At 57.9% G+C, this 25,017-nt stretch carries 24 protein-coding genes; 3 read left to right on the top strand and 21 right to left on the bottom strand.

Annotated elements, in window-relative coordinates; genetic code table 11:
- Nucleotide 1 precedes the first annotated feature (1 nt).
- The 7 genes from H8K04_13760 to H8K04_13730 all read right to left on the bottom strand — a co-directional run bounded on the left by H8K04_13760 (nucleotide 2) and on the right by H8K04_13730 (nucleotide 8,690).
- Nucleotides 2-301: a hypothetical protein gene (locus H8K04_13760; GenBank protein ID UVT14895.1), complete on the bottom strand. Its 300-nt coding sequence runs from the start codon at nucleotides 299-301 to the stop codon at nucleotides 2-4.
- 77 nt (nucleotides 302-378) lie between these two features.
- The gene (locus H8K04_13755) at nucleotides 379-1,365 is read right to left on the bottom strand and encodes a TerB family tellurite resistance protein (protein ID UVT14894.1); all 987 of its coding nucleotides are present in this window, start codon (nucleotides 1,363-1,365) and stop codon (nucleotides 379-381) included.
- 47 nt (nucleotides 1,366-1,412) lie between these two features.
- A complete protein-coding gene (locus H8K04_13750; GenBank protein UVT14893.1) occupies nucleotides 1,413-2,144 on the bottom strand; it encodes a DUF3313 domain-containing protein in 732 nt (243 codons plus the stop codon).
- Between the two features lie 227 nt (nucleotides 2,145-2,371).
- On the bottom strand, nucleotides 2,372-5,506 hold the full coding sequence (locus H8K04_13745; protein UVT14892.1) for a sigma 54-interacting transcriptional regulator: 3,135 nt from the start codon (nucleotides 5,504-5,506) through the stop codon (nucleotides 2,372-2,374).
- Nucleotides 5,507-5,669: 163 nt separating this feature from the next.
- A complete protein-coding gene (locus H8K04_13740) occupies nucleotides 5,670-6,131 on the bottom strand; it encodes a DUF5069 domain-containing protein (protein ID UVT17982.1) in 462 nt (153 codons plus the stop codon).
- Nucleotides 6,132-6,223: 92 nt separating this feature from the next.
- Complete coding sequence (locus H8K04_13735; GenBank protein ID UVT14891.1) at nucleotides 6,224-7,834, bottom strand: Na+/H+ antiporter; 1,611 nt, start codon at nucleotides 7,832-7,834, stop codon at nucleotides 6,224-6,226.
- Nucleotides 7,835-7,940: 106 nt separating this feature from the next.
- Nucleotides 7,941-8,690: a pirin family protein gene (locus H8K04_13730; GenBank protein UVT14890.1), complete on the bottom strand. Its 750-nt coding sequence runs from the start codon at nucleotides 8,688-8,690 to the stop codon at nucleotides 7,941-7,943.
- 152 nt (nucleotides 8,691-8,842) lie between these two features.
- On the opposite strand from H8K04_13730, the gene H8K04_13725 reads away from it, so the two are divergent.
- Complete coding sequence (locus H8K04_13725; GenBank protein ID UVT14889.1) at nucleotides 8,843-9,157, top strand: helix-turn-helix transcriptional regulator; 315 nt, start codon at nucleotides 8,843-8,845, stop codon at nucleotides 9,155-9,157.
- A gap of 86 nt (nucleotides 9,158-9,243) precedes the next feature.
- Here the strand turns inward: H8K04_13725 and H8K04_13720 are convergent, their stop codons facing one another.
- From H8K04_13720 to aceE, 6 genes are all read right to left on the bottom strand, one after another.
- Nucleotides 9,244-10,263: an alcohol dehydrogenase catalytic domain-containing protein gene (locus H8K04_13720; protein ID UVT14888.1), complete on the bottom strand. Its 1,020-nt coding sequence runs from the start codon at nucleotides 10,261-10,263 to the stop codon at nucleotides 9,244-9,246.
- A gap of 227 nt (nucleotides 10,264-10,490) precedes the next feature.
- Nucleotides 10,491-10,856: a YciI family protein gene (locus tag H8K04_13715; GenBank protein UVT14887.1), complete on the bottom strand. Its 366-nt coding sequence runs from the start codon at nucleotides 10,854-10,856 to the stop codon at nucleotides 10,491-10,493.
- A gap of 68 nt (nucleotides 10,857-10,924) precedes the next feature.
- Entirely contained in the window at nucleotides 10,925-11,635 is a 711-nt protein-coding gene (locus H8K04_13710) for a lipoate--protein ligase family protein (GenBank protein UVT14886.1), read from the bottom strand.
- A gap of 1 nt (nucleotide 11,636) precedes the next feature.
- Nucleotides 11,637-13,052, bottom strand: a complete 1,416-nt coding sequence (gene lpdA / locus H8K04_13705; GenBank protein ID UVT14885.1) for a dihydrolipoyl dehydrogenase — start codon at nucleotides 13,050-13,052, stop codon at nucleotides 11,637-11,639.
- Between the two features lie 84 nt (nucleotides 13,053-13,136).
- Complete coding sequence (locus H8K04_13700) at nucleotides 13,137-14,450, bottom strand: 2-oxo acid dehydrogenase subunit E2 (protein UVT14884.1); 1,314 nt, start codon at nucleotides 14,448-14,450, stop codon at nucleotides 13,137-13,139.
- Between the two features lie 33 nt (nucleotides 14,451-14,483).
- Nucleotides 14,484-17,165, bottom strand: coding sequence for a pyruvate dehydrogenase (acetyl-transferring), homodimeric type (gene aceE, locus H8K04_13695; protein UVT14883.1), 2,682 nt, complete (start codon nucleotides 17,163-17,165; stop codon nucleotides 14,484-14,486).
- Between the two features lie 262 nt (nucleotides 17,166-17,427).
- On the opposite strand from aceE, the gene H8K04_13690 reads away from it, so the two are divergent.
- Nucleotides 17,428-17,661 carry a hypothetical protein gene (locus H8K04_13690; GenBank protein UVT14882.1) on the top strand — a complete coding sequence of 78 codons (234 nt, stop codon included), beginning with the start codon at nucleotides 17,428-17,430 and terminating at the stop codon, nucleotides 17,659-17,661.
- Nucleotides 17,662-17,673: 12 nt separating this feature from the next.
- On the opposite strand, the gene H8K04_13685 is transcribed toward H8K04_13690, so the two are convergent.
- The 8 genes from H8K04_13685 to H8K04_13650 form a co-directional block, all read right to left on the bottom strand.
- Nucleotides 17,674-18,303, bottom strand: coding sequence for a class I SAM-dependent methyltransferase (locus H8K04_13685; GenBank protein UVT14881.1), 630 nt, complete (start codon nucleotides 18,301-18,303; stop codon nucleotides 17,674-17,676).
- Between the two features lie 151 nt (nucleotides 18,304-18,454).
- A complete protein-coding gene (locus H8K04_13680) occupies nucleotides 18,455-19,582 on the bottom strand; it encodes an efflux RND transporter periplasmic adaptor subunit (protein UVT14880.1) in 1,128 nt (375 codons plus the stop codon).
- 350 nt (nucleotides 19,583-19,932) lie between these two features.
- Entirely contained in the window at nucleotides 19,933-20,103 is a 171-nt protein-coding gene (locus tag H8K04_13675) for a hypothetical protein (protein ID UVT14879.1), read from the bottom strand.
- A 78-nt stretch (nucleotides 20,104-20,181) separates the two neighbouring features.
- Nucleotides 20,182-20,859: a DUF2238 domain-containing protein gene (locus H8K04_13670; GenBank protein ID UVT14878.1), complete on the bottom strand. Its 678-nt coding sequence runs from the start codon at nucleotides 20,857-20,859 to the stop codon at nucleotides 20,182-20,184.
- Nucleotides 20,856-21,458 carry a DUF2238 domain-containing protein gene (locus H8K04_13665; GenBank protein ID UVT14877.1) on the bottom strand — a complete coding sequence of 201 codons (603 nt, stop codon included), beginning with the start codon at nucleotides 21,456-21,458 and terminating at the stop codon, nucleotides 20,856-20,858. Before H8K04_13665 ends, H8K04_13670 begins: the two co-directional genes overlap by 4 nt.
- A gap of 218 nt (nucleotides 21,459-21,676) precedes the next feature.
- Nucleotides 21,677-22,924, bottom strand: coding sequence for an RNA polymerase sigma factor (locus H8K04_13660; GenBank protein ID UVT14876.1), 1,248 nt, complete (start codon nucleotides 22,922-22,924; stop codon nucleotides 21,677-21,679).
- Between the two features lie 7 nt (nucleotides 22,925-22,931).
- Complete coding sequence (locus tag H8K04_13655) at nucleotides 22,932-23,297, bottom strand: YciI family protein (protein ID UVT14875.1); 366 nt, start codon at nucleotides 23,295-23,297, stop codon at nucleotides 22,932-22,934.
- Nucleotides 23,298-23,521: 224 nt separating this feature from the next.
- Entirely contained in the window at nucleotides 23,522-23,914 is a 393-nt protein-coding gene (locus H8K04_13650) for a hypothetical protein (protein UVT14874.1), read from the bottom strand.
- 132 nt (nucleotides 23,915-24,046) lie between these two features.
- Between H8K04_13650 and H8K04_13645 the strand changes: the two genes are divergently transcribed.
- Nucleotides 24,047-24,949, top strand: coding sequence for a DMT family transporter (locus H8K04_13645; GenBank protein ID UVT17981.1), 903 nt, complete (start codon nucleotides 24,047-24,049; stop codon nucleotides 24,947-24,949).
- Nucleotides 24,950-25,017: the final 68 nt, after the last annotated feature.

Here is a 25,017-nt window from a genome sequence, read left to right as displayed (position 1 = left end):
ACTATTTGGTTGCAGCCGGGCCTGACGAATCGGCCCGTCCTGTAATCTCTTCCACGATCGAAGTGTTGAGGCATCCCGCTGAGCGAAACGTCGCCCCTTGTTCCCACATCTCAGTCAGAAGCGCTTTCCCGTCGGAATCGATGAAGGTCACTCCCGTGAGATCAACAAGAACCTGTTTCCTCTGTGATCCCGGGACGTCTCGCCAGTACCGGTTCAATTCATCCGTCCATGGGTTCGTCAGTTTTCCTTCGAGATGCAAGGCTGTCGTTCCATCAGTTGTCTGTGCCGTAACCTTCAGCATACAGATCAGTCTCCTCTAGCTTGTGTTCCCTGACTTGTTTGCGCGAAAGCAGCCGGCCCTGCATCACGCCCTATCGACTACGCCGCGCTCCCGACCATCTGTTGCTTGGCCGGCATGAACGCTTCAATCGGCAGAATGTTATATCGTCGGCGAAGCTCTTCGACCTGTTCACCCATCACGGGCCAGTAATCCCAGCCGTTATTGAGGTCGATATTCATCGCTGCCCCCCGGCGGATGGCGATCATAGCCTTCAGCGGATCGAACATTCCTGTTCGTGCCGTGGTGATGGGCGTCATGCGGATGCCGACATGAAATTGCAGCAAGACAAAGAAGACGAATAGCCAGGGCTCCCGCCGTTGAAAACCCGCGCTGAAGCAGGCGACCTGGACTTCTTCTTCCGGAGCCGTTCCATAACCGGACAAGATATGGGCGCAGTCATGAAAGAGGATCTGTTCAGGTGAGCCGCCCTTTTCCCCTGGTAAGGGGAAACCGTTCGTCCGGCAATACTCATAGTACAGACGTCCCAGGGAACCGGTGGGATAGTGTTCCAGCGCCTGGTATCGGGCAGCCAGTTCCTTGTTCTCATACGTTCCCATCATCCCGCGGACGAACTTGTAGAGGCCCTTGATCCCCTCCTTGTTCCAGAGCTCATTGATCTTTGGCCGCAACCAGAACCGGCGCACCAGATCGAGGCGCAATTGAACAATCTCTCGGTTCAGGACATGCCGAAGGTTTTTGATCTCGAGAGCGCTGACCTCCAGTTCCTGCGCAAATTGCTCGACCAGATTGACCTCCGCCTCATCCGGCTTTCCATCGATCAGGGACACCACGATCAATCCCTGCACCAGTTGCTTTCTCAGTTGGGGATCGGGAAGCGCCTGGGCCAGTTCCCGGGGTGTAATGGGAGTCAATCCCTCGATGTCATAGGTCGTGCCGATGACCTGCTGGACTGATGACAGCATGTGTCGCTCGGATTCATTCAGCACTCCGTCCGCCATGGCAATCGTTTTCATGGCGCGCAAACCCCAGTACGCTTGTTCATGATTCGGCATTTTCAGTTCCATTGTGATCTCCTTGATCGCGATCATCGATCGCGTTGGGTTGTTTGGTTTCAGAAATGAAGGATGTCCATCCAGCCGGCCTTTGGCTCCGCACAGTTCGCGTCACCACGGGTGCCGCAGAGCCGATAGGCGGAGGAGTCAGCCCAATAATTTAGGCTGTTTTTTACATCGCCCCATGAATTGAACACTTCTCTATCGAGCAGGTTTTGCCCGCCGACTCGCCGGTCCACTCCCACTTCGAGTAATTCTCCCGTGACGGCGTCGGTGATTGTGAACTCGGCCGTGACTTCTCCTGCGAATGCAGGTTTCCCCCGTGTCACCGCCCACAAGGTATTCGCTGCTTGGAGTTGCCAGACGGCTTTGGTGAGAACGGCCAGCGTCATCCAAGATTGCTCGGCGTGCGTAATCGACACACGATATCGCATGGTGCCGGCGGTAGGCGTGTCGGTTATTTGATATTGCTTCGACAGATTCTCTCGGAGTTTGGCGTAAAAACTCTCTGTTAATTTCTTGAGATCGTCGCGTTGTTCGGCGTTGAGTGTCGACACGAAGTCGTCACTGATCACGACCGGCTCAATGAGAATCTTGTCGTATGCGCGCCAGTTGGCCACCGGGTTGCGGTATCCCTTGAGTGCGGCACGATCATCCTTCACATCGGTAAGCAGCGCCTGATGTTCAGAGACTGGACCGTGTTGTTGAACGTCGCGCGCATGCATGGTGGAGACACAACCTGTCGTGAGTACCGCCAACGCACCGAAGAGCATCATCTGTGTGGGAACCATGATCTGTCCTTTCTATGAGTTCGAATGTTGAATGCCGACGTCGCTGTTGTCTTCGGTGGAGGGTCATAGCAGGAGGCATTCCAGTAAGGCGGCGCGTACCAGACTCATTCATAAATGATTGAAAGCATGACTGAATATGTGAGTATTTAGGAGATTGGATGGACTGAAGAAGTCGCGGTGCCGAAAGCCGAAGTGCCGAAATATCGGTAATTACCGAAATGTCGGTACTAGGGCCGGCGAGAGATTCCGAGCTTGATCATCTTCGATTGGAGAGTGGATCGCTTCATGCCGAGCAGGGTCGCTGCACCGGATGGACCGGCTATAACCCAATTGGATTTTTGGAGCGCACGCAGAATATGATCGCGTTCCGCCTCATGCAGCGTCGCAACCGCTGACGGACTCTCGCGTGCTGCAATCTTGAGTTCACCAAGCGGGACGGTCAACTCGTTGCCTTGGGAGAGAATCACGGCACGCTCGATGAGATTTTCCAGTTCACGAACGTTGCCTGGCCAACGATACCGACAGAGGGCATCCATCGTATCGGAGGGAATCCGTTCGACGCGCTTTTCCATTTGGCGTGAGAGCCGTTGCGTAAAGTAGCGGACGAGGAGTGGAATATCTCCGGCTCGCTCACGAAGCGCAGGACTCACGATAGGAAACACATTCAGGCGGTAATAGAGATCGCTGCGAAACTGCTTCTGCTCCACCATCTCCAGAAGATCGCGGTTGGTGGCTGCAAGCAGCCGGACCTTGACTTTGATGGTTCTCGTGCTGCCGAGCCGCTCGAATTCCTGTTCCTGCAGGACGCGAAGCAGCTTCGACTGCAGCTCAAGGGGAATGTCTCCCACTTCATCGAGAAATAGGGTTCCACCGTCCGCGAGTTCGAATCGCCCGACTTTCGTGGCAATTGCTCCGGTAAAGGCGCCTTTCTCGTGACCGAATAACTCACTTTCGAGCAATCCCGTGGGAATTGCCGCGCAGTTCAGCTTGACGAAGGTTCCTTCCCGCCGCTTGCTCCGATCATGGATGGCACGGGCGAGCAATTCCTTTCCTGTACCGGTCTCGCCCAGAATCAGGACCGTGGAATCGGTGGGCGCCACAATTCCCACCTGCTTTAGTACCTGCTTGATTGGAACGCTCTCGCCGACGATCTCTTCAAAATCGCTTCGAATCTCATCTTCGAGATAAAGCTTCTCCTGTGCAAGCTTATCCTTCAAGTCGGCAATCTGGCCATACGCGACGGCATTTTCAATCGCGATGGCCACTTGCGTGCCGAACTGCATCAAGAAATCGACCTCCTCTGCCGTGTAGGCGATCTCCTCCTTTCTGCCCAATCCCATATTCCCGAGGACTTGCCCACGGTGGAGCAGAGGCACGATACAGCCGCCGACGATCCCCAGGTCCTGCAGAATTTTCGCCTCCCTCGGAAACTCACTTGAGTCAAGCCGGGCAGCGACCATCGGTGTCCCCGACTGAAACACTTTGCCCTCGAGTGTCCCCTGCACGGGTTGCCACTGGTTGTCCGGTAGGGTCCAGCGACTGTCGAAAAAATCCATGACGTACGTCTGAAGCTGAGTCCGTTCCGCATTAGGCAGATGAACTGTCACGAGATCGCATTGCATGACTCGGCGGACACCGGTCACGGTCGCTTGAAGGAGATCGCGAAGTTCCAAGTTGGACGTCAAATTGTTCGCCACGTCGATGAGCAACCGCAACCGATCGCGTTCTTTCATGAATTGCCGTTTTGCAGCCTGTGCGCTCTCGAAATTCAACGTGTTCTCAACCGCGATCGCGACCTGCGTCCCGATATTGCCGAGTAGCTCCGCATCTTGCTCGCTGAAGGCATTCTCGCTCAGACTCACCACGCTGAGCGTACCCAATGCTCGCCCGTGCGCAAGGAGGGGCACCGCACAGCCGGATTGTAATCCTGCCGCTGCACCCCGTTTGACGACCTCCGCAGAAAACTCTACAAGGCTCAATTTCTTGATAAGAACCGGCTTTTGAGAAGTGAATGCCATCCCTTCCGGGGTTCCTTCCAGCGGAATAGGATCGCCGATCCCACCAAACTCTTGATTGCTTGGGAAGTCCAATGAATGGCCTCGCAGCTGGCTGGTGGCGACATCATAAATACAAAATGCTGCGAGATCGTGAGGGATGACGCGATGGAGGCACGCTGAGATCGACTTGAGAAGTTCTCCCAAATCGAGTTGCGAGACCACAGCGTTGTTTATTTCCAGCATCAGCCGCTCACGCTCAAATCGGCGTTGTGCCTCCTCCTCTGCCTGGCGTGCACGTTCGAAGTTCAGCGCATTTTCCGTCGCAATGGCAATCTGGTCGGCGATCTGACAGAGCAACTGCTGACTTTCTTCAGGGAACGCGTCCTCCCGAAAACTGAGAAGACCCAGCACGCCGAGTTTGCGGCCCTGCATGATCAGCGGCACACAGCCGCCGGCATTGAACCCGTGATCATAAAAACGTCGTTTGGATTCAGGGAAGGCCTCTGCCTCACTAGCGCGATTGATGAGGATGGGTCGGCCCGAAGTGAGAGCCAGGCCGCCGATGCTGCCTTCGGCCGGAATCGTCGCGCCTGCTTCCATCGGCGGTATCGTATCCGGCAAGTCGTAATAATAGACTCGAAAACACGCCGACTCTGGCTCATAAAGCGAGAGGCCTACGGCATTGATGTCTAAAGCTTCGCACAGGGAAGAAGAAATGACCCGTACCAGTTCTCGCAAATCGAGTTGCGAGACGACAGCGTTATTGATTTCCAACATCAACCGCTCACGCTCGAACCTGCGTCTCGCGTCCTCCTCTGCCTGGTGCGCACGCTCGAAGTTCAGAGTGTTTTCAACCGCAACGGCGACTTGCTTGGCGACCTGTTGCAGGAAGTCGAGCTCCGCTCCTTCATAGTGATGTTCCTCCTTGCTCCCAACTCCCATCGCGCCTAGCCGTCGGCGTGCGGTTGTGAGCGGAACCACGCAGAACGATTTGATGCCAGCCAGCCGAACCATCGGCATCACTTTGGGAAATCGAGTTTCTTGGTCGACGTTCGTGCAGACAAGAGGTTCCTGATGTTGCAAGACCCATCCACCTGGAACATCCTCGACGGGTTGTTCCATTCCCGGAGCGAGCGGGCCTGGTCCCACGTGCTCAAGGATATGCATCTGCAGGGTATTACGATCAGGGTTATGCAACGCCATGGAAATGGATGAGCAAGTGATGATTCGAGGCAGGCGTTGAACAAGATCGCGGAACAGCCCGGCCAAGTCGTGGTGTACCGCGATGGACTCTGTAACTTCGAGGAGGGCGCGATACTGAGCCGACTCAGATCCGATGATGGCCCCTGGTAATCGCTCACTCATGGCGACGACATGGTTGCCTGTTCGGAACGTTGAGGCGCAGGCGGTACAGCCTTACCGGCATACTCAAAATAGCCGCCGGTATGGTAAGGAAGACCTGGCTCCAGGTCAACTCCGGACAGCGCGCCGGTAGGTTGTTGATCGCCAACCCGCGGCCATCATTCGTTTACATCCGCTTTTCTTCCAAGTCATATACATCGAACCAGACATAGACAGGGCGATGGCTGGGGACAAACTTGGGAATGTAGTTTTCCAAATACTCCTGCGCCTGGAGCGTCATCTCGCTGAGCCGCATGTCGCGCATCCTGTTGTTCCATTTCAGAACGTCATCGGGATTCTGCACTTTGGAGTGCTTGCCGATCCAGTCGGCCAGTTCGCTATCTGCGGCTCCTGTCGCCACGACGTCTTTGAACTGGTCCGGCGTGATGCCGGTGAACGCGAACCACTGTCCGGCCAATGAGCAGGGCCAATAGTTGTAGTCGCCGTTCATGCCCAGCAAGAACGCCCGGCACTTGTCGACGGAACGGGCCGCGATCACATAGCCGCCGAGCTTTTCGCGCGGGCTGCGAGGATAGTCTTTGCGAAGATCTTTGGCCAGCGCCTTTACCTTCTCAAGATCGGTCGTCATCATTGTTCTCCTTTCCCTGTTCTTTGTCAGCCGAGTAACGTGCTCACTAGGGCGTGCAGCTGAATTCCATTAGATTCTATGGGTATTTGGCTTCAGCCGGCGAAGCGCCGGTCTCCCAAGCCGAGGCGGACCGATTCTACATCGAGCTCATGTTCCAATCGGTGCAGCACCTCGTCGCTGATGGTGCCGTCATTGCGCAGCTTGATCAACGCGAGTCGTTCGGCGCTTATGGTTTCATGCCGGAGCTGCCGAAATGCCTCGGCCGCTTCGTTTGTGCAATCGGAATCAACCGGACCGGTCGGCTCATACCGTTGAAGCCGTTGCTGATAATGTGTGTGCAACCGGTCAAGGTGATCCGGCATGACTCGATCATCATCGGCGAATGTCTCCAAACGAGTCAATGCGGCTTTGGCGGCGTGCGCGCGCGCCCCCATTTCCTCGTGTTCGAGACTCCGGTCTTCTTCCAGTTTCAAGGCGCGGATCAGGGGGGCAAGTGAGAGACCTTGCAGCACGAGCGTGGCAAGAATCACCGAGAAGCTCAGCAAGATGATTTCCGCTCGGAACGGGAAGGAAGTTCCGGCGGTTGTGGTCACGGGCAAGGCAAGAGCGGCCGCCAACGTAACGATTCCACGCATCCCGGTCCATCCTACGATCAGCAGATGGGGCCATGGCGGCATGGGATCGCGGCGGCGAAGCGACGGGCTGACGAGTCGAGGCACGATCGCTCCTAAGGGGACCCAGAGGAGACGAACCACGATCACGGTGACGCTGATCAGCACACCGGTAAAAACGAGGGATGCGAATTGGTCAACGGGGACTGCCTCGCGCAGCGTTCTCAGTTGAAGCCCGATGAGAATAAAAATCACGCCGTTCAAGACGAACACCAGCAGTTCCCAGACGGCCCGTCCTTGAATGCGGGTGATCGGCGTCACGTCAGCGCTGAAATGCTGCCGCAGATACTGCCCACCCGCGACGCAGGCCAATACAGCGGAGGAATGTACTTGTTCGGTCAGCACCCAAGCCACGTAGGGGGCCAACAGCGTGACGGCAATTTCAGTCAGACTGTCGGTCGTCAATTGTCTAAGGACCAATCGCGTCATCAGACCGACCGCCAAACCGACGAGAAAGCCACCGAGTCCGGCCAACACGAACTGAAGGAGTGTGTCGCGAAGGATGAATGTCCCGCTTGCCGCTGCTGCAACGGCGGTCCGGTAGAGGACCAGCGCGGTTGCATCATTCACCAGGCTTTCGCCTTCCAAAATCGTCACGAGACGGTTGGGGATGCCCAACCGTTTGGCGATGGCCGTTGCCGACACCGCATCCGGCGGCGAAACGATGGCGCCCAGGGCGATAGCTTCCGCCCAGCCTATTCCCGGCAACGCGACGTGAGCCACGGCGGCGACTGCCGCCGTCGTCGCCAACACCAAGCCGACCGCAAGCATTGAGATCGGGCGGATATTGTTTCGAAATTCACGAAGGGACGTAAAATAGGCGGCCGCCCAGAGGATTGGCGGCAGGAAGACCAAGAATACAAGATCAGGATCCAGGTGGACCGCCGGAAGACCCGGTATCAGACCCAGTATCAAGCCGCCGATGACAAGGAGAATCGGGTACGGAATCAGGAGCTTATGCGCGGCAGTCGTGAACGCTAGGACCGCCGTCAGGAGGAGAATGATAGTCTCTATTTGATGCAACCCTCCCATCGCGGTGCTCCTTAAAGACAGCAGCCTGCGTTCCCGTCTCCGGCATAGTGCCTTGGGCATACATAGTCAGTGCAACCGCCGCAGCCCTCATTCGAGAGTTCTGTGGTCACACCTCTAGCGCCCGATCAGTCTCCCAGATCAAGATTTCCGCTCCATGAGTCTTCCCGGCTGTCAGCCGTCTGGCTCCGGCTGCGGTGAGCCGCGCTTCATCGCCGGCTTCCAAATGCCCTGCGCCTTCCAATTCCGCAGAGCCCTTTGCCACAAATAGATGAATGTACGGGGCATCGGGAACCTGCGCTGCCTCTCCCGGCCTAAGCTTTCCGCCCCACAGTACGGCTCCTTTCTGTCTGATCGAAATGGCGGCTTGGTGCCCTCGTCCGGAGGCGATTGGAACGAGCCCTCCTTTGTTCAACTGTCCGTTGATGTCGAGCTGCTCATAGCCAGGCTTTATACTCTCCTGATCAGGCGGCACCCACATTTGGATGAAGTGAACGTCCTTCTCGCCTTGCGGATTCATCTCGGAGTGCCAAATTCCGGTTCCGGCGCTCATCCGCTGGGCCAACCCCGGATAGATGATCCCGCTGTGACCTTCCGAATCCTTGTGCTCCAGTTCTCCGTCCAGAACCCAGGTCACGATCTCCATGTCTCGATGGGGATGAGTACGGAACCCGGTGTTCGGCTTGACCACATCATCGTTGTGCACCAACAACAAGCCATGGTGCGTGTTGGTCGGATCGTAATGATGCGAGAAACTAAAGCTGTGCCGAGAATCCAACCAGCCTGCTTGAGTATGGAACCGATCCTCTCTGCGACGGATTTCCACCGCGGTTTTCGTCGCCTGCGTATCCCTGATCATGGCGCCGCTCCTTTCCGGCGATCCCTGCATCGCCACTTTGATCTTGGTTCGCCACACCCGATTCTGTATAAGACGGATCGCGACCAAAACAAGACGGCACCATTCGGTGCGGCAGGCACCAACTGGATACCGAGCGGTGTAATGGAGAGCCGATGGCCAAGAAACGGACATGCCCGGCGGAATCGACGGTCGAACTCATCGGCGGCCGGTGGAAGATCGTCATTCTGTGGTACCTCTTCCGGGGCGTCAAACGCTTTTCCGAGCTGCAACGGGCGCTCACCGGAATCACGCAAAAGGTATTGACGCAACAGCTCAGGGACATGGAGCGGGATGGCATCGTAACACGGACCGTCTACGCCCAAGTTCCTCCCAAAGTCGAGTACTCGGTCACGCCCATGGGTCTGAGCCTCAAGCCTGTCGTGGAGGCCATGCACCAATGGGGAGTTGATCACAGATCTCCCGAGTGAGCCGATGGCGAACCTGTGATGTTTCGCAACCGTGGAAGCAAGTATCCGGCTGATGGGCTCCGCTTCCTATGGACCTCCCTCGATCGTCACGCATTCATTGTGAGGACAGCGCGGAACCGCACCTCGCTTCTCATCATCTGCCGATAGGCCTCGCTTGCCCGGGCCAGTGGATAGCGTTCGATCATGGGGCGCACTCCAGCGTGTGTGCTGAAGCGCAAGGTATCCTCGGAATCTTTGGCCGTGCCGGAGGGCCAACCCTGGATGGAGGTGCGTTTCAGGATCAGCGTGGCGGCGTTGACCGTAATGGGGTCGCCTGGGGCTGCGACGAGCAGCAACGTGCCGTTGGGACTCAGCCCCTCCAGTAGTGCCGAGATTCCTTTGCCGTCAGGGGCTGTGGCCAGGATGACCCTTGCTCCGCCTAGTTGTTGCAGTGCTTCGGCTGGATTCACCGATGCTGCGTCGATGTAATGGCCGGCCCCGAGTCTTTTCGCCAATGATTCCTTGTCCTTTCCTCGGCCGATGGCGACAGTGATAAACCCCATCTTGGCTGCATACTGAACTCCCAAGTGTCCCATTCCTCCGATTCCCTGCACGGCGACGAGGTCACCGGCTCGCGCTCCACTGTTCCGGAGGCTGTTATACGTGGTAATGCCGGCGCAGAGCAGTGGGGCCGCCTCCTCCGCCGCCAGCTCGTCCGGCAAGAGCGCCACTGCTTCCACCGGCACGACGAGGTAGTCGGCCCATCCACCGTCGTAGCTGATGCCACAGACCTGCCCGGAGCGGCAGAGAATGAAATCGCCGCGGCGGCATGATTCGCAACGGCCGCAATGCCCGCCATGCCATCCGACTCCGACCCGTTGCCCTTGTTTCCACCCCGTGACGTTCGGTCCGGCCTTATCGATCCTTCCCGCGACCTCATGGCCGGGAATGCGGGGGTATTGAAGTCCCGGCCAGTAGCCTTCTTTTACAAACATGTCGCTATGGCAGATTCCGCACGCCTCAACCTTGATTCGCACCTGCCCTGGACCGGGCTCCGGAACCTCGCGCTCGACGACTTCCCACTCACCGCCGGGCTTACTCGCTTGTACCGCTTGCATCCGAGCCATGATGTACCTCCTAATCTCAACGTTCAAATGGGCACGCACCCCGATCCGGTCGGAGCGTTGCAAGAGACCGCCTGGAACTGGATAGAAGCATTTGCATAGATTCGGAGAGCCAAGATGGGAATTGCAGCAGGCCGATCAGTACATGCATCGAGTGAGTATGACCGATTGATCATCTCGGCTCAAGATTGGTTGCGAGCCGTGCCCTATCAATAGTCTCTATTGTGTGGCTATTCATTCGGCAGACCCGAGATCTCTCTGACCGGTCGCACCTCGACCGTCCCGATACGCGCTCCGGGTATTTGCGTGGCGATGCGAACGGCCGAATCCAAGTCGTTAGCCGTGATGAGAAAATAACCGGCGAGCTGCTCTTTCGTTTCCATGAATGGCCCGTCGGTCACCATCTGTTTGCCGTCGCGCACCTGCACAACCGCTGCGGTGGCTTCCGGTTGTAATGGCGAGGCATGGACATATTGCTCCTTGTCGTGGAGTTGGTGGCAGAGCCGGATCGATTCCGCGAGCATGTCCTTCCGTGTGCCTTCCGGGATCTTGTTGAACATGGTTTCATTGTGGTGAACCAGCAGCAGATATTTCATGGGATACCTCCGGTGACGGAAATGGTTGTCTCGACTGTTTCGCGTATTGTCAGACCGCGTTATGATTCTTACGGACTTCGCGCGAGGACAGCCGCAACGGTGTGCGGCATACGGGCTGTGGGCCACATGTCGTCCGTCGACTCCGCGTCCCATGCGGCGGCAATGGCCTGCTTGATGGTGTTCGACGGAACGTTGATCGTCCGAAGGAACGTGCTGTGGGGTCGGTTCGAGCGGTAGGGTGGTTGTCGTGCAGGGTGTTTCAGGTACCGTGCGATCAGATTCGGCTCCATGCCATGTAGGATGGTGCCGTGAAAGAGCAGTGTCTTCCTCGTTCGTCGTTGCGCATTGCCGGAAATTTTCATCTCGCCGATTGCGAGGTCGCTGATTCCCTGGAAAGTCGTGGCAGGCTCCCATCGACGAAGAACGGCGGCAATCCGTTCCAGGATGAATCGATTTGTCGCGCGGATAGTCCCGAGCTCAGGATGCAGGTCGAGCGGTAGCACGAAGGCATACGAGAGGCATCCTGGCCCCTGTAAGACGGTCCCGCCGCCGCTTGCGCGTCGCAGGATAGGAATGCCGTCTCCTTCGCAAGCGGCAAGATGGACGTCGTCGATCAATCGAGAGGTGCGACCCAGCACAACGAAGTGACGGTCGCCCTCCCAAAACCGGAGCACGGGATCTCCGCCCTGCTCATCCAGTTCATCCAGTAAGGCTTCATCGAGCGCAAGATTTTCAACGGGAAAGGGGAGGGTCAGATCGAGCAAACGGAGCGCACGCATGTCATGACCGCTTGGGAACGAAGAGATGTGTCGGCGATCCGTGGAACGATTCAGCCGCCTCCATGACTGTCTCGCTCAAAGTCGGATGCGGATGAATCGAGGCAGCGAGATCCTCGGCAAGCGCACCCATCTCGATGGCCAAGACTCCTTCTGAGATGAGTTCTCCCGCGCCGACACCGCAGAGCCCAACCCCGAGCACGCGGCCTGAATCGGGGTCGAGGATGAGCTTCGTGAGTCCTTCGGTCCTGTTCAGCGTCGCGGCGCGGCCGCTGGCCGCCCAGGGAAACCGCGCGATCTTCACCGCTTGCCCGGCCGCCTTCGCCCCTTCTTCTGTGAGCCCGCACCAGGCGATTTCAGGATCGGTGAAGACGACGGCCGGAATCGCGGCGGCGTCAAACGCTGCCTGACGGCCGGCAATCACTCTGGCGGCGATCAGCCCTTCATGCGTCGCTTTGTGGGCGAGCATCGGTTCTCCCGCCACGTCGCCGATCGCGAAGATGGTCGGCTCGGCTGTGCGCATCTGCCGATCGACCTGCACGAAGCCCTTCGGTGAGACCTCGATTCTTGTCCGTTCGAGCCCAAGCTGTTCGGTATTGGGTTTCCGCCCCACGGCGACGAGCACGCGGTCGAAGATCTCGGTGCTCGTTCCCTCGGCGCCCGTCAAGGTCGCAGCCACTCCCTCATCCCGCGTCTCCAACTTCTCGACCGTGGTGTTCAGCCTGATGGCTTTGAAACGGCGCTGCATACGTTGTTGCAGCGGCCGCACGAGATCCGGATCGGTGCCGGCCAAAAGACGCGGCAGCGTTTCGACGATCGTCACGGCCGATCCGAGCGCTTGGTAGAAGGTTCCCAACTCTAACCCGATGTAGCCGCCTCCGACGACCAGCAGATGGGCGGGGACATCCGGCACGCCGAGCATGCCGGTGGAATCCATCACACGCGGATCGTCGAGCTTCAGAGAGGGGGGCATAGCCGGCTGCGATCCGGTGGCGAGAATGGCATGGGCGAACGACAGATCGCGTGTCCCATCCGGGGCGGACAGCAGCAGTGTCTTTGAGTCTTTGAACGAAGCCTTGCCTTGAATGACATCGACTTTGCGAGTGCTTGCCAAGGTCTGCACCCCTTTGCTGAGTTTGCCGACGATCGACTGCAAACGTCCGCGTAACGCGGCGAGGTCCAGGCGCGGCTTCTCGAAGTGGATGCCCCACGCGTCCGCGTCCTCCGCATCGGTGAGGAGACGGGCAGCGTGCAGCAACGCTTTCGACGGAATACATCCCCGCAACAGACAGGTGCCGCCCAACTGCGGGTCCTGATCGATCAATGCCGTGCGTAATCCGAGATCAGATGCTTGAAAGGCCGCCGCATAGCCGCCGGGCCCTGCGCCGATCACGGCAACGTCATAGTTGGATTCTGCCATCGATCCCTCCGATGTATCTTGTCGATCGTCTCTCGCTGGATCCCAATGTACGCGAACGACGTTTCACGAGATACCCTTCACGCACTACAGCCCGAGGAACATCGCTTGAAAGTCTTCCAGCACTTTGACGATCTCGTTGGTGAATCGCGCGCCGACGGTCCCATCCACCAGCCGATGATCGTAGGCCACGCATAGCTGCAGAACCCGGCGTGGCACGAATTGGCCGTCACGATACACTGGCATCATGCGAGCCCGGCCCAGGCCCAAGATGCCGACCTGCGGTGGATAGATGATGGGCGTGAACGGACCGGCGCCGATCCCGCCCATGTTGCTCACCGTAAATGTCGAGCCGCGCAGCTCTTCCAGTTTCACTTCACGTTTGCGGGTGCGTTCCGCAAGATCGGCGAGTTCCAGAGAGAGTTGCAGAAGATCTTTCTGATCCGCGTGGTGTATCACCGGGACGATCAACCCCGCGGGTGTATCCACTGCCACGCCGATATTGTAGTAATCCTTGAAAATCACTTCACCATTCGTGAGGTCGAGCGACGCATTCAATTGCGGATATTGCTTGAGCGCATGGACCACCGCTTTGAGGACGAGGCTGGTCAGTGTGAGCGTGGCGCCTTTTTTCTTGAATTCCGGCGCGTATCGTTTATGGAGCGTCATCAGGTCCGTGATGTCGGCATCCTGAAATTGGTGGACATGCGGGATCGTCGTCCAAGCTTGTGTCATATTGGCCGCAATCGTACGCCGGATTGACGGCAGTGCCTCCCGGTGCTCGTGTCCGTACATCGTCATGAAGGTGCGGTCTTTTTCAGTCGGGGCGCCGCCGCGGCCGCTTCGTTGCCGTACGAACAATTTGACGTCTTCGGCGGTGATCCGGCCTCCGCTTTCGGAACCTTTTACCTGTGCGAGATCCACTCCCAATTCGCGTGCGAGCCGGCGCACTGACGGGGATGCCGGAACTGCGGACCCGCCGGATGATGAGGCCGCCGCGGGGGGTGCAGACGGAGCCTGCATTGTCGCCGATTGCTCCGTGTCCACCGGCACTTCGGACGGCGAGGCGTTCGGCTCTTTCTGTTGCTCGACGGCCGGCGGCGGGTGTGAAATAGGGGGGACAGCCGATCCCTCCGGCTTCTGATTCTCGGCCGGTTTCGCTGTGTGATCTGCACCGTCGAGTTCGACCAGCGCTTGTCCAACCTTCACATGATCACCCTGCCGTACAAGCAGGCGGACTACTTTTCCGGCTGCCGGTGCCGGCACCGGCACCGTCGCTTTTTCGGTCTCGAGCTCGATCAACGCTTGTCCTTCGGTCACTTGATCGCCCTCGTGCACCAACAGCTGGACGACGTCACCGCCTTCGACGCCTTCCGCTAGAAACGGTAGTTCAACGTTCATGGCATATCCTTCACAGTATGAGCGTCGGTCTGGTTACCGGCGCCAGGGAGCTCCTTCATCAGACGAGACTCCAAGATCCCGCGCCGCCTGCGTGACCAGGCGAGCCTCGATGATTTTCCGTCGAAACAAGGCATAGAGTGTCGCTACGGTCACATGCTCGGCGTCGATTTCAAAGAACCTGCGTAATGCTTTACGGCTGTCGCTTCGGCCAAGCCCGTCTGTGCCCAATGTAAGCACGCCGCCCGGAATCCAGGGTGCGATTTGTTGAGGGACCAGGCGAACATAGTCGCTCACGGCCACACAAGGGCCGTCGAGCGCCTGCGCCGTCTTGTGGAGATAACTCATACGCGGTGTCTCTTCCGGATGCAGCATGTTCCAGCGCTCAGCCTCCATTGCGTGCGTGCGCAACGTGTTGTAACTCGTCACGCTCCACAGATCGGCGGCCACTCCGTATCGCAGTAGAAGATCTTGCGCCCGTGACGTTTCGTTGACCAGCGCGCCGCTGGCCAACAAATGTGCCCGGTGTTTCGCTCGCTCAGGTGACGGACGAAAGCGGTACATGCCTTCGCGAATCCCTTCCTCTGCGCCTTCCGGCATGGCAGGCATCTTATAGGATTCGTTATAGAGAGTGATGTAGTAGGAGCGCTCCTCCCGGTCTCGGTACATGCGCCTTATTCCATCTTGGAGAATGACCGCAAGCTCAAACATAAAGGCCGGGTCATATGAAGCGATCGTCGGATAGGCGCCGGCGAACAGATGGCTGTGCCCGTCTTGATGTTGCAGACCTTCGCCCTCCAATGTCGTACGGCCCGCCGTGGCACCCAGCAGAAAGCCGCGGGCGCGCATGTCGGAGGCGGCCCATATCAGATCGCCGACCCGTTGAAAGCCGAACATCGAATAGAAAATGTAGAAGGGAATCGTGTTCACTCCATGCGTCGCGTAGGCAGTACCGGCGGCGATGTAGGAGGACATCGCGCCCGCTTCGGTGATGCCCTCTTCGAGTATTTGCCCGTTGGTCGCCTCGAAGTAATAGAGGAGCGAACTCTTGTCGACCGGCTCATAGAGTTGTCCGATGTGTGAATAAATGCCGTATTGTCTGAAGAGCGCTTCGAGTCCGAACGTGCGCGCCTCATCGGGAATGATCGGCACGAGATGTTTCCCGAAGCCCTTGATCCCGAGCAGGCGGCCCAGCATGCGGGCGAACCCCATCGTGGTGGAGACCGGACGTTCGCCGGATCCTTCGAGAAATTCCTTGAACTGATCGAGTTCTGGTGTGTCGAGGGACTCGACCTTCACTCTCCGCTCAGGAATGGAACCACCCATCGCCTTGATGCGTTCGACGAGATAGGCGGCCTCGGGACTCCCGGCCGGAGGCCGGTAAAACGGCATCGCAGCCAGCTGCTCGTCGGGAACCGGGACGCTGAACCTCGTTCGGAACTCGCGGAGTTCCCGCTCGTTCATCTTCTTTTGTTGATGGGTGATGTTGCGGCCTTCACCCGCTTCGCCCAGCCCATAGCCCTTGATCGTCTTGGCCAGGATGACTGTCGGCTGGCCGCGATGCTCCACTGCGGCCCTATAGGCCGCGTAGAGTTTCCGCGGATCGTGGCCGCCCCGTAGCATCTTGTGGATTTGTTCGTCAGAATAACTCTCCACCATCTTCAGCAGTCGAGGGTCTGCGCCGAAAAAATGCTTGCGCGCAAAAGCCCCGCCTTCGACGGTGTATTTTTGGTACCACCCGTCCACGACTTCTCCCATCCGCTTCACCAGGAGGCCTTCATCATCCTGCGCCAACAACGGATCCCAGCTGCTGCCCCAGATGACCTTGATCACGTGCCAGCCCGCGCCGCGGAAAATCGCTTCCAACTCTTGAATGATCTTGCCGTTCCCGCGCACCGGGCCGTCGAGGCGTTGGAGATTACAGTTCACCACCCAAATGAGATTGTCGAGCCGCTCGCGTGAGGCAAGCGTGAGGGCACCGAGACTTTCCGGTTCGTCGGTTTCACCGTCACCAATGAAGGCCCACACACGCTTCCGGCTCGTGTCCTTCAGGCCGCGGTCCTGCAGGTAGCGGTTGAAACGCGCTTGGTAGATCGACATGATCGGCGCCAAGCCCATCGACACGGTTGGAATTTCCCAGTAGTCCGGCATGAGCCAGGGATGCGGATAGGACGATAAGCCTCGTCCCCCTGCGGTCACTTCGGTCCGGAAGCGGAGCAGTGCTTCCTCGGAGAGGCGGCCCTCGACGAAGCTGCGCGCGTAGATGCCGGGCGCGGCGTGGCCTTGGAAGTAGACGATGTCTCCACCCTGGGGCGCATCTTTGCCGTGCAGAAAATGATGGAAGGCGACTTCGTACAGGGTGGCGGCCGACGCATACGTGGAAATATGTCCGCCGATCCCCGGTCGCTCCTTATTGGCCTTCACGACCATGGCCATCGCATTCCAGCGAATCACGCTGCGGAGGCGGCGTTCGAGTTCGAGCTTGCCCGGGTAGGGCGGCTCCTGCGATGCGGGGATCGTATTGATGTAGGGCGTGTTGACCGCTGCGGAAACCTGCGCGCCCCGTTCGCCCAGCCGATCACGGAGTCGTTCGAAGAGATACGTCGCCCGCTCGACGCCCTGCTGCTCGAGCACGTAGTTCAGGGAGTCCAGCCACTCGCGAGTTTCCTGCGGATCGGTGTCGACTTGGGGTCGGACTATGCGGTCGTCGTCGCTCATGCGCGCCTTCAGTGAATCATGCGTTGTTTCTACATCCTACCCTATTGTCTGCCCTTGCGTCGCTTTCCACATGATGCGTCTCAAGGGTCTTGGACTTCTTTTCTTGCCGCCGGTTCGTCTTCAAAGGGCGGCGATTGTCAGCAGATTGCCTTCACATACTGTCCGGTCACAGACCTGCGGTGGGCTCGGCAGTTCTATGAAGGCCTATGACGACTGAGGCAGCTACGGAGCTTCACAACGGAGGAGCAAGACCACATCGAGTATGACATCGAGCCAGTACGCTTGCGATCAGCAATGGAACGCCGGATTGGAAGCCGGCTTTCAGCGGTGGATGTGTGGGGCTCGAAGTGCAAGACTTCGATGCAGCTATCGCACAGTTAAAGGCAACCGCAATGCGGTCAGTCTACAACCACTGGAAACCCCGGTCGGCCACATGGCGGTTGTGGCTGATCTGGACGGCAATTCCGGGACGATCTATCGGAGAAAGGTCAGCTGAGAGGGCGTTCACTCACCCCTCATGCTTCGTGAACACTTGGAAATGCTGCTGCTCCAGTAGGTTGTAGTCGTTCACGAGCCGGTAGCCGGCCGCTTCCATTTCGAGTCGAACATCTTCCTTTGCGGTTCTCTGGCCGAACAGACCGGCGACGAGTCCACGAGGATGAAAGTCGAGAATCGCCACTCGCCCCCCGGGCCTCAGCGACGATCCCAGGGAACGAAAATAGGCCACTCGATCTTCCATCTGATGGTACGTATCGCAACTGAATACCAGGTCGACAGGCTCGGGAAGTCTGGGATCGTGGGGTTCGGCTCGGACCGGCCGCACGTTTGGAGTCCCTCGAGCGACCATTTCCTTGAAGATCATGTTCAGTGCCGTCTCGTTGACCTCAACGGCATACACGGTTCCTCGTGAGCCGACTGCTTTGGCCAGATGCCAAGTGAAATAGCCTCCACCGGCGCCTAAGTCTGCGACACGTGATCCGGGGGCGATCGACAGTTTTTCAACCACTCCTTGCGGCTTTTGCCATACGTCCCGGGAGGGATCATTCAGGCGCTGATAGGTTGACTCGGCGCAACCGGCCAGACACAGAACAGCGAGCAACAATACTCCAAATTGTTTATGAGGAACCATTTGGTTCATGTCATTTTCCTTTCCTGGAATTATTCTCAGCATCGACTGTCGCCCGTACTGCATGAAGGCAGATGTTCATTCGACGATCGCCGCCATAGGGTCTCTGATAAATAGGCCGGTAAACAATGCCCTGGTTGTGTCCTATTGCATCGTGATCCGTTTACGGTTTCTCTGTCTCGCGATGCTCTTGGGACGGATTCGCAGCGGTGTCCGCGATCGCGATCAGGATACCGTCGCGGAGCTTGAAGGAGCCCAGGGCGGCGACCTGCTCGCCTGGAGTCAGACCGGTATAGATGACAATCTCGTCGCCGATCATGGTCCCGCTTTCGACCTGACGAGCATGGACTCTTGCCCGGCCATCTTTATCCGGTGCAATGACGAACACCTGGTCCCCTCCCGGCCCCTTGCGGAGCGCACTGACCGGGATGGCCACGAGGGTCCGCGCGGGGCCGACCGGGATTCGAACGCGTACCGAAGCTCCGGGCGCGGGGATGTTTCGGGCCCCCTCAATCCTGGCGCGCACCATTGCGTTTCGAGTCGTTGGATCAACTCGTGAGTCGAGGGCGACGATCTTGGCCGGGATGACCGGGGAGTCACCGGCCGCGAATACTTCAACGGTTTCGCCGACGCGTAAACCCGTTGCCACCTGTTGCGCAACCGTGAAGTCGACGTGCACCGCCTCACCAACTCCCTGAAGGGTTGTCAGAAGTGTTCCTTCATCCAGGTATTGACCGGGATGGACATCCGCCATACCGACACGGGCCCGGAATGGGGCACGGATGGTCTTGCGGGCGATGATCGCCTTGGTGCGGGCGATCTGGGCCTGTGCGATATCCAAGTCGGCGCGCGCGCGATCTACTTCTTCTTGAGTCGTGGCGAGTTCATGACTGAGGTTTTGCCTGCGAGCGAGGACCGTCCTCGTGAGCGCGGCTTGGGCCTCTTGCGCCCGAAGTTCAGCCTCCTCGACCGAGACATCCAGTGCGACCAACAGTGTGCCCGCTTCGACGATCTGCCCGGGAGTCAGTCGAACTTCCCGAACCGTTCCGGCCAATTCGTTCTTCAGCGTGATTGAGCGCAATGCGAGGACCGTTCCAATCGACGTGGTGGCCTGACGGTGGTCGATGGCGCGGGCCACAGCGACGGTCACCGCCTCCATTGGCTCAGGCTGATTGGCCGAGCCGGCTTGCTCGCTCTGGAACGATTCGTACTTCCAGGCTGCTAGACCGACCCCGACGAGGATCACCACGGTGACAAGGAGAACTGATCCGATCCAATTGCTCTTATTCACGATAAATCGCTAAAAGCCTCCCCCAAATAACGTTCTCTAGTTTATTGATCGTGGGCGGGTCCGATGATGTTACCAGATTTGCAGGGATCCTGGCGCCTGATTCTCTCTGGCCTCTAGTCTGGGACGATGGAAGCTGATTGAAGACTGAACGGATCTATGGTGAGTCTAGGAGATTAACCAGGTATCGCACAATGGATGTCTGTGCTTAGATATAAATAGACTCCTAACAATCTTCGGCGAGGTCTGCCGATGACGCAGCTGTTGACGGTGCGGATTGTCGCAAGCGCTCTCAGCGTGTCGAGCGGATGGTCGACTGGATTCGCCCAGATTGATTCCACCACCCCTTCTGTTCAGCGGCAGACCCCGGCCGTGATTTCCCAACTCCAACCGCTCGTCGCACCGACAAGCGGTGTTTCGTCAAAACTCATTATCCGATCGACTAACAACCGCTCGGCAAGTTCAGAGTCGCGCAGCCGTTCGAACATTATTCGTGGCAGAAGCGGAGGAGTTGCATCGGGCATGCGTGATCCAGCGACTCAATTCGCGCGACCCCCAACGGTCGGTCCCCTCTTCTGTGATCCAGTGATTGATATTCCCTGTTAACGCCCATCTCTACAATCTGCTTCCCTTCTTCTATCAAAGGAGATCAGAGCCTCATGAGATGGGCTGTGCCGGACAGAGAAGAGCAGCAAGGACATTGTGATGATGGCACCGACTAAGGCAGCCGCCATATCTTTCTGTGCGTCCCACTCATCACCTTGTGTGCCCAGGTAGGCCGTTCCCAGTTCGGGATTGACCAATATGGCGACCAGTGCTTCGATGAGTTCGAAGAATCCACTCTGAGCAACGGTCCCGCTGATCGGTAGATAATAAGACCAAAATCCCGTGACGCCGGCCAATCGTACAAGAATCTCTCGCAGGGGATAGACGAGCAGGAATCCATAAGCAAAATGAACGATGCGGTCAAACGGATTGCGATCCAAAGCAAGCATTTGCTGCAGCCAAAAGCCGAACGGCACTTCGGCATATGTGTAGTGAGCACCGATGGCATGAAGGGTCAAAAACACGGTGATGAGCACATACGAGAGGGTCGAAAACTGAAATAGTCGGAAGGTCAAGAAAAGGACGGCGATGACTGTCACGGCGAGCAGGTTTTCCAGCAGCCAATCCTGACGATCGTAGGGAGCAATCGCCAGCATGCACCACAGCCCTATGTACCAGCCCACCAGTCCTCGCAGCACGGTCGTCCGGTTCACTGCCTGAGTCTCCGATGTCATTCAATGGAAGGCATCGGCGAGAGCGCTTGACTCACGGTTCTTGGGCCTCTCCTGCTGAGACGCCAGATGAGTAGGAATCCCATACAGAGTAAGGAGCCATAGAGGGCGGCAGTCATGTCCTTCTGGGCGTCCCAGATGTCTCCCTGCGCGCCGAGATAGGTGAGCCCTAGTTCGGGATGGATGGCTTGGGTCACCCACGACTCGATGATTTCCCAGAGGCCGCTGAGACCGAGGACCGTCATCACCGGTAGGTAATACAGGAGCCAGCCGCGAAGGGATCCCGTGAGACGAAACAGTTCCTCGATGGGGTACGTGAGCAACAGGCCGAAACTAAAATGCACGACTCGATCATAGTGGTTCCGTCCCATGTGAAGGATGTCATCCAACCAAGTTCCCATAGGTGTCTGGGCATACGTGTAATGGACACCGATCATGTGCATGGTAAGAAACAGCATAATCAGCACATAGGAAGCAGGTGACAGGGTTAGGTATCGGTGTGTACCGGCGAGGACCAATACCAACAGGCTGGGAAGGAGACTGGACAAGAGCCAAAATTGCCGATCTGCTGGTTCATAGGCCGTCCATATGGACAGCGCCATGTACCAAAGTATCAATGTCATCAGGAGACGGTTAGGTATGGCCACGAGAGTCCCCGATGATGGGTAGTCAACATCTGCATATGTACTGTACAAGCCATTGTCTATAAAGACAATCGACCCCCGACTCGCACCGTAATTGGTGAAATCCCTTGTCGGCAACTGAAAGACCCCCTTGTTTGTGGTTCCCGTAGATCAGAGAGGGAATGCCATAGGTTGCGCTATAGCTCGGCCAATCGCTTCTCCAAGAACCGTCGTTCCGGTTCCTGTTTGGTGAGAGCGAGAGCCTTTTTGTATGAGGCGCGGGACTCCGCGTTCTTTCCCAGTCGTCGGCAGAGATCGGCCCGTGCAGCGTGTGCCAGGTGATAGTTCGCCAACTCGCCGCGGGCCAGGAGTTCATCGACCAACTCCAAGCCTTTCTCCGGCCCATCACGCATAGCGACCGCCACGGCTCGATTGAGCTCGACGATCGGCGACGGCTCCACTCTCAACAAGAGGTCGTAGAGCGCGACGATCTGAGCCCAATCCGTTTCAATGGTGCCCGGTGCCTCGGCATGGACTGCGGCAATCGCTGCCTGCAGCGTATATGGCCCAAAGCGCCGTGAGACCAGCGCTCGTTCGATCAGTGTGACACCTTCTTGAATGTGACCACGATTCCATAATGACCGATCCTGTTGCTCCAGCAGCACGAGATCTCCCGTGGCCGATGTGCGTGCGGTGCGTCGCGATTCGTGCAACAACATCAGCGCCAGGAGGCCCATGACTTCCGGCTCAGGTAACAGCTGTAAAAGGAGCCGGCCAAGACGAATCGCTTCACCGGAGAGGTCGGCCCTGGTCAGTGAGGCACCGAACGAAGCTGAGTATCCTTCGTTGAAGACGAGGTAGACCACGTGCAGCACCATATCCAGCCGGCCAGGCAAATCGGACGGTGGCGGCACTTCATAAGGGATGCGCGCGTCGCGGATCTTCGCCTTGGCGCGGACGATCCGCTGGGCCAGGGTGGACGGGGTAGAGAGAAACGCCCGCGCGATTTCTTCCGTCGTGAGGCCGCAGACCTCGCGGAGCGTCAACGCCATTTGTGCTTCCGGTTTGAGAGCAGGGTGGCAGCAGGTGAAGATCAGCCGGAGACGGTCGTCTTCGATATGTTCGTCTTCCTGCTCCAACGGATCGCCGGTCGCGGTCTCGATCTGTTTGGCCATTTCATTCAGAGATGCGTCGTAACGGGCGCGCCGTCGCATGCCGTCGATCGCCCTGAAGCGGCCGGTGGAGACAAGCCAGGCGCGGGGATTAGCCGGCACCCCGTCACGCGGCCATTGTTCCATCGCCGCGGCAAAGGCTTCATGGAGCGCCTCCTCCGCTGCGTCGAAGTCGCCCAGCAAACGGATCAAAGTGGCCAGGACCTGGCGGGAGTCAGATCGATACACTTCATCGACCTTCGCCCGCGCCTGCTTGCTACGATCGTCACTCATGGCGATTTCAGTCGGCGCAGCCGTGTTCCAACTCGCGCATCGGCCGCACTTCGATGCTGCCGATGCGGGCGGCCGGGATTTTCGAGGCGACGCGGATGGCATCGTTCAGATCCTTCACGTCGATCATGAAGAACCCGCCCAGCTGCTCCTTGGTTTCGGCAAATGGTCCATCCGTGGTCGAGGTCTTTCCCTCGCGGACTCGGATCGTTGTCGCCGTTTCTACCGGATGGAGTGGGGAGGCGGCGATAAACCGGCCGAGCTTCTGCAATTCCCCACAATAGGCGATCGATTCGTCCGAGAGGGCTTGCCGTTCGGGCTTCGGCAGGGCGTTGAGGATCTTCTCTTCAACGTAGACGAGACAGAGGTATTTCATAGGAGGCTCCTCATGATGGTTAGCAATGGTGGAATGACCGCTTACCTGATAGTCGTTGAAGCAACAAGATATCGACAAGGCACTCGCCGTAGACCCAATAGTCTCTCCATCGACAGAAGGTCTACGATAACTCGTCTTGAGCGGGAGAGATAGACGGAGAGTATGCAGGTTCGAATTCGGTGTTAAGGGCGTACCGCTGTGGAAACGGCGGTACGCCTCTTCGTTCACGAAGCCTTTACATCCGCTCCCCACGACACATTGGCCGGACACCATTGCCAGATACCGAGGGTGATAATGCGCGTCAATCCCGCCGGGATGCAAGCTGTGCGGTTGACCTCTACCTTGCGGTTGATCAACTTGGTCGGGTCTCCACAGCGCTTCAGGTAATCATCGGCCTTGATCTCATGAAGGTTGGCGTGAGGAACAAAAAATGCGACCAGAGGGACGGGCAACACGGCGATGGAAGAGTCGTCGACACCCTGAGAGCCTGAACAATGAGCGCCGGTTTGCGGGTATTTGACGTCATCATGGACAAGAGCTGTCGTGCAGCCTGCAAAGAGGAGGGATGCGCTTGCTGCTATTGCCAAACATCCGCAAAGAGCCTGTTTCCGGATCATGAAATACCTCCTTGTGTAACCGGCCTTATGTGGTGGACGAAGGCTACGCAGAATCGTAAACGCCGTCAAGAAAATCTCTCGAACGAAGAATACTCCTTGACGGCGAGCGGGAACGACGGTATCCCAGAGGCCATGAGTCAGCCATCCACCTCCATGGCCTATGGGTCCGTTGTGCTCGCGGCGGTTCTGTGGGGCGGTTCGATCGTGGCGCAGAAGATGGCTTTGGGGTCGTTTTCGGCGGTTGAAGCCTCGGTTCTACGCGATATCGGAGGATTGGCCATTCTGCTGGCAACGTGGTGGGCGAAAGAAGGCGGCGCGATCAAGATAAGCCGCGGCGACATCGGCTTGCTCGGCCTTTTAGGCCTTGGCGTGTTGGGAAATCATTTGCTCATTCTCATGGGGTTGAACTATGTCAGTGGCGCGGTCGGTGGTGTGATCATCGGGTCGAGCCCGGTCGTCACCGCTCTGCTCTCGGCTATGTTGATTCGGGATGTACCGTTGCGGGCGGTCTGGGCCGGTGCACTGCTCTCCTTCGCGGGTGTCGGATTGGTTTCCGTGGCAGGCTTCCAAGCGGCCGGTGAGCGACCGCTACTCGGGAGTACGTTGGTCTTTCTTGGGGTCGTGAGCTGGGCGCTCTATAGTATCGGCAGCCGCACGATCATGGAACGGATTTCGGCGTTGACGGTGAATTGGACCACGTTGATGGTCGCGACAGTCTTGCAGATCCCACTGCTGTGGGCCGATCAAAAAATGATGACGGCCGGTCTCGGTTCGGTGACGACGTCCGACTGGCTCGCGCTGGGGTATCTTATCGTCTTTGCCACGGCTGTGGCGCAGCAGGCCTGGCTGTTCGGCGTTAAGGGTATCGGTCCCTCTCGCGCCTCGGTTCTGGGCAATCTGACCCCCGTCGCGGCCGTGGGGCTGTCCGCGCTAATCTTAAAAGAATCAGTGGGTTTGATTGAATTTATCGGTATTGGCCTCATCCTGGCCGGTGTTTATGTCGTCAATCGTCAAACAGCCGAGATAAACAGCTAAAACCCTTACATTGATCTCATCACTCTCGGTCTCGATCCTGGTCCATCAATTAGGGTATGATACGGTTC

It is taken from the genome of Nitrospira sp. (assembly GCA_024760525.1).
Lineage (GTDB): Bacteria > Nitrospirota > Nitrospiria > Nitrospirales > Nitrospiraceae > Nitrospira_D.
This window is presented reverse-complemented; position numbering and strand designations above follow the sequence as displayed.

What these genes read in the sequence shown, in the direction of transcription:
- H8K04_13760 (UVT14895.1), bottom strand. Translation starts at nt 301, where the DNA reads ATGCTGAAGGTTACGGCACAGACAACTGATGGAACGACAGCCTTGCAT.
- H8K04_13755 (UVT14894.1), bottom strand. Translation starts at nt 1,365, where the DNA reads ATGGAACTGAAAATGCCGAATCATGAACAAGCGTACTGGGGTTTGCGC.
- H8K04_13750 (UVT14893.1), bottom strand. Translation starts at nt 2,144, where the DNA reads ATGGTTCCCACACAGATGATGCTCTTCGGTGCGTTGGCGGTACTCACG.
- H8K04_13745 (UVT14892.1), bottom strand. Translation starts at nt 5,506, where the DNA reads ATGAGTGAGCGATTACCAGGGGCCATCATCGGATCTGAGTCGGCTCAG.
- H8K04_13740 (UVT17982.1), bottom strand. Translation starts at nt 6,131, where the DNA reads ATGACGACCGATCTTGAGAAGGTAAAGGCGCTGGCCAAAGATCTTCGC.
- H8K04_13735 (UVT14891.1), bottom strand. Translation starts at nt 7,834, where the DNA reads ATGGGAGGGTTGCATCAAATAGAGACTATCATTCTCCTCCTGACGGCG.
- H8K04_13730 (UVT14890.1), bottom strand. Translation starts at nt 8,690, where the DNA reads ATGATCAGGGATACGCAGGCGACGAAAACCGCGGTGGAAATCCGTCGC.
- H8K04_13725 (UVT14889.1), top strand. Translation starts at nt 8,843, where the DNA reads ATGGCCAAGAAACGGACATGCCCGGCGGAATCGACGGTCGAACTCATC.
- H8K04_13720 (UVT14888.1), bottom strand. Translation starts at nt 10,263, where the DNA reads ATGGCTCGGATGCAAGCGGTACAAGCGAGTAAGCCCGGCGGTGAGTGG.
- H8K04_13715 (UVT14887.1), bottom strand. Translation starts at nt 10,856, where the DNA reads ATGAAATATCTGCTGCTGGTTCACCACAATGAAACCATGTTCAACAAG.
- H8K04_13710 (UVT14886.1), bottom strand. Translation starts at nt 11,635, where the DNA reads ATGCGTGCGCTCCGTTTGCTCGATCTGACCCTCCCCTTTCCCGTTGAA.
- lpdA (UVT14885.1), bottom strand. Translation starts at nt 13,052, where the DNA reads ATGGCAGAATCCAACTATGACGTTGCCGTGATCGGCGCAGGGCCCGGC.
- H8K04_13700 (UVT14884.1), bottom strand. Translation starts at nt 14,450, where the DNA reads ATGAACGTTGAACTACCGTTTCTAGCGGAAGGCGTCGAAGGCGGTGAC.
- aceE (UVT14883.1), bottom strand. Translation starts at nt 17,165, where the DNA reads ATGAGCGACGACGACCGCATAGTCCGACCCCAAGTCGACACCGATCCG.
- H8K04_13690 (UVT14882.1), top strand. Translation starts at nt 17,428, where the DNA reads ATGACATCGAGCCAGTACGCTTGCGATCAGCAATGGAACGCCGGATTG.
- H8K04_13685 (UVT14881.1), bottom strand. Translation starts at nt 18,303, where the DNA reads ATGAACCAAATGGTTCCTCATAAACAATTTGGAGTATTGTTGCTCGCT.
- H8K04_13675 (UVT14879.1), bottom strand. Translation starts at nt 20,103, where the DNA reads ATGCCCGATGCAACTCCTCCGCTTCTGCCACGAATAATGTTCGAACGG.
- H8K04_13670 (UVT14878.1), bottom strand. Translation starts at nt 20,859, where the DNA reads ATGACATCGGAGACTCAGGCAGTGAACCGGACGACCGTGCTGCGAGGA.
- H8K04_13665 (UVT14877.1), bottom strand. Translation starts at nt 21,458, where the DNA reads ATGGCGCTGTCCATATGGACGGCCTATGAACCAGCAGATCGGCAATTT.
- H8K04_13660 (UVT14876.1), bottom strand. Translation starts at nt 22,924, where the DNA reads ATGAGTGACGATCGTAGCAAGCAGGCGCGGGCGAAGGTCGATGAAGTG.
- H8K04_13655 (UVT14875.1), bottom strand. Translation starts at nt 23,297, where the DNA reads ATGAAATACCTCTGTCTCGTCTACGTTGAAGAGAAGATCCTCAACGCC.
- H8K04_13650 (UVT14874.1), bottom strand. Translation starts at nt 23,914, where the DNA reads ATGATCCGGAAACAGGCTCTTTGCGGATGTTTGGCAATAGCAGCAAGC.
- H8K04_13645 (UVT17981.1), top strand. Translation starts at nt 24,047, where the DNA reads ATGAGTCAGCCATCCACCTCCATGGCCTATGGGTCCGTTGTGCTCGCG.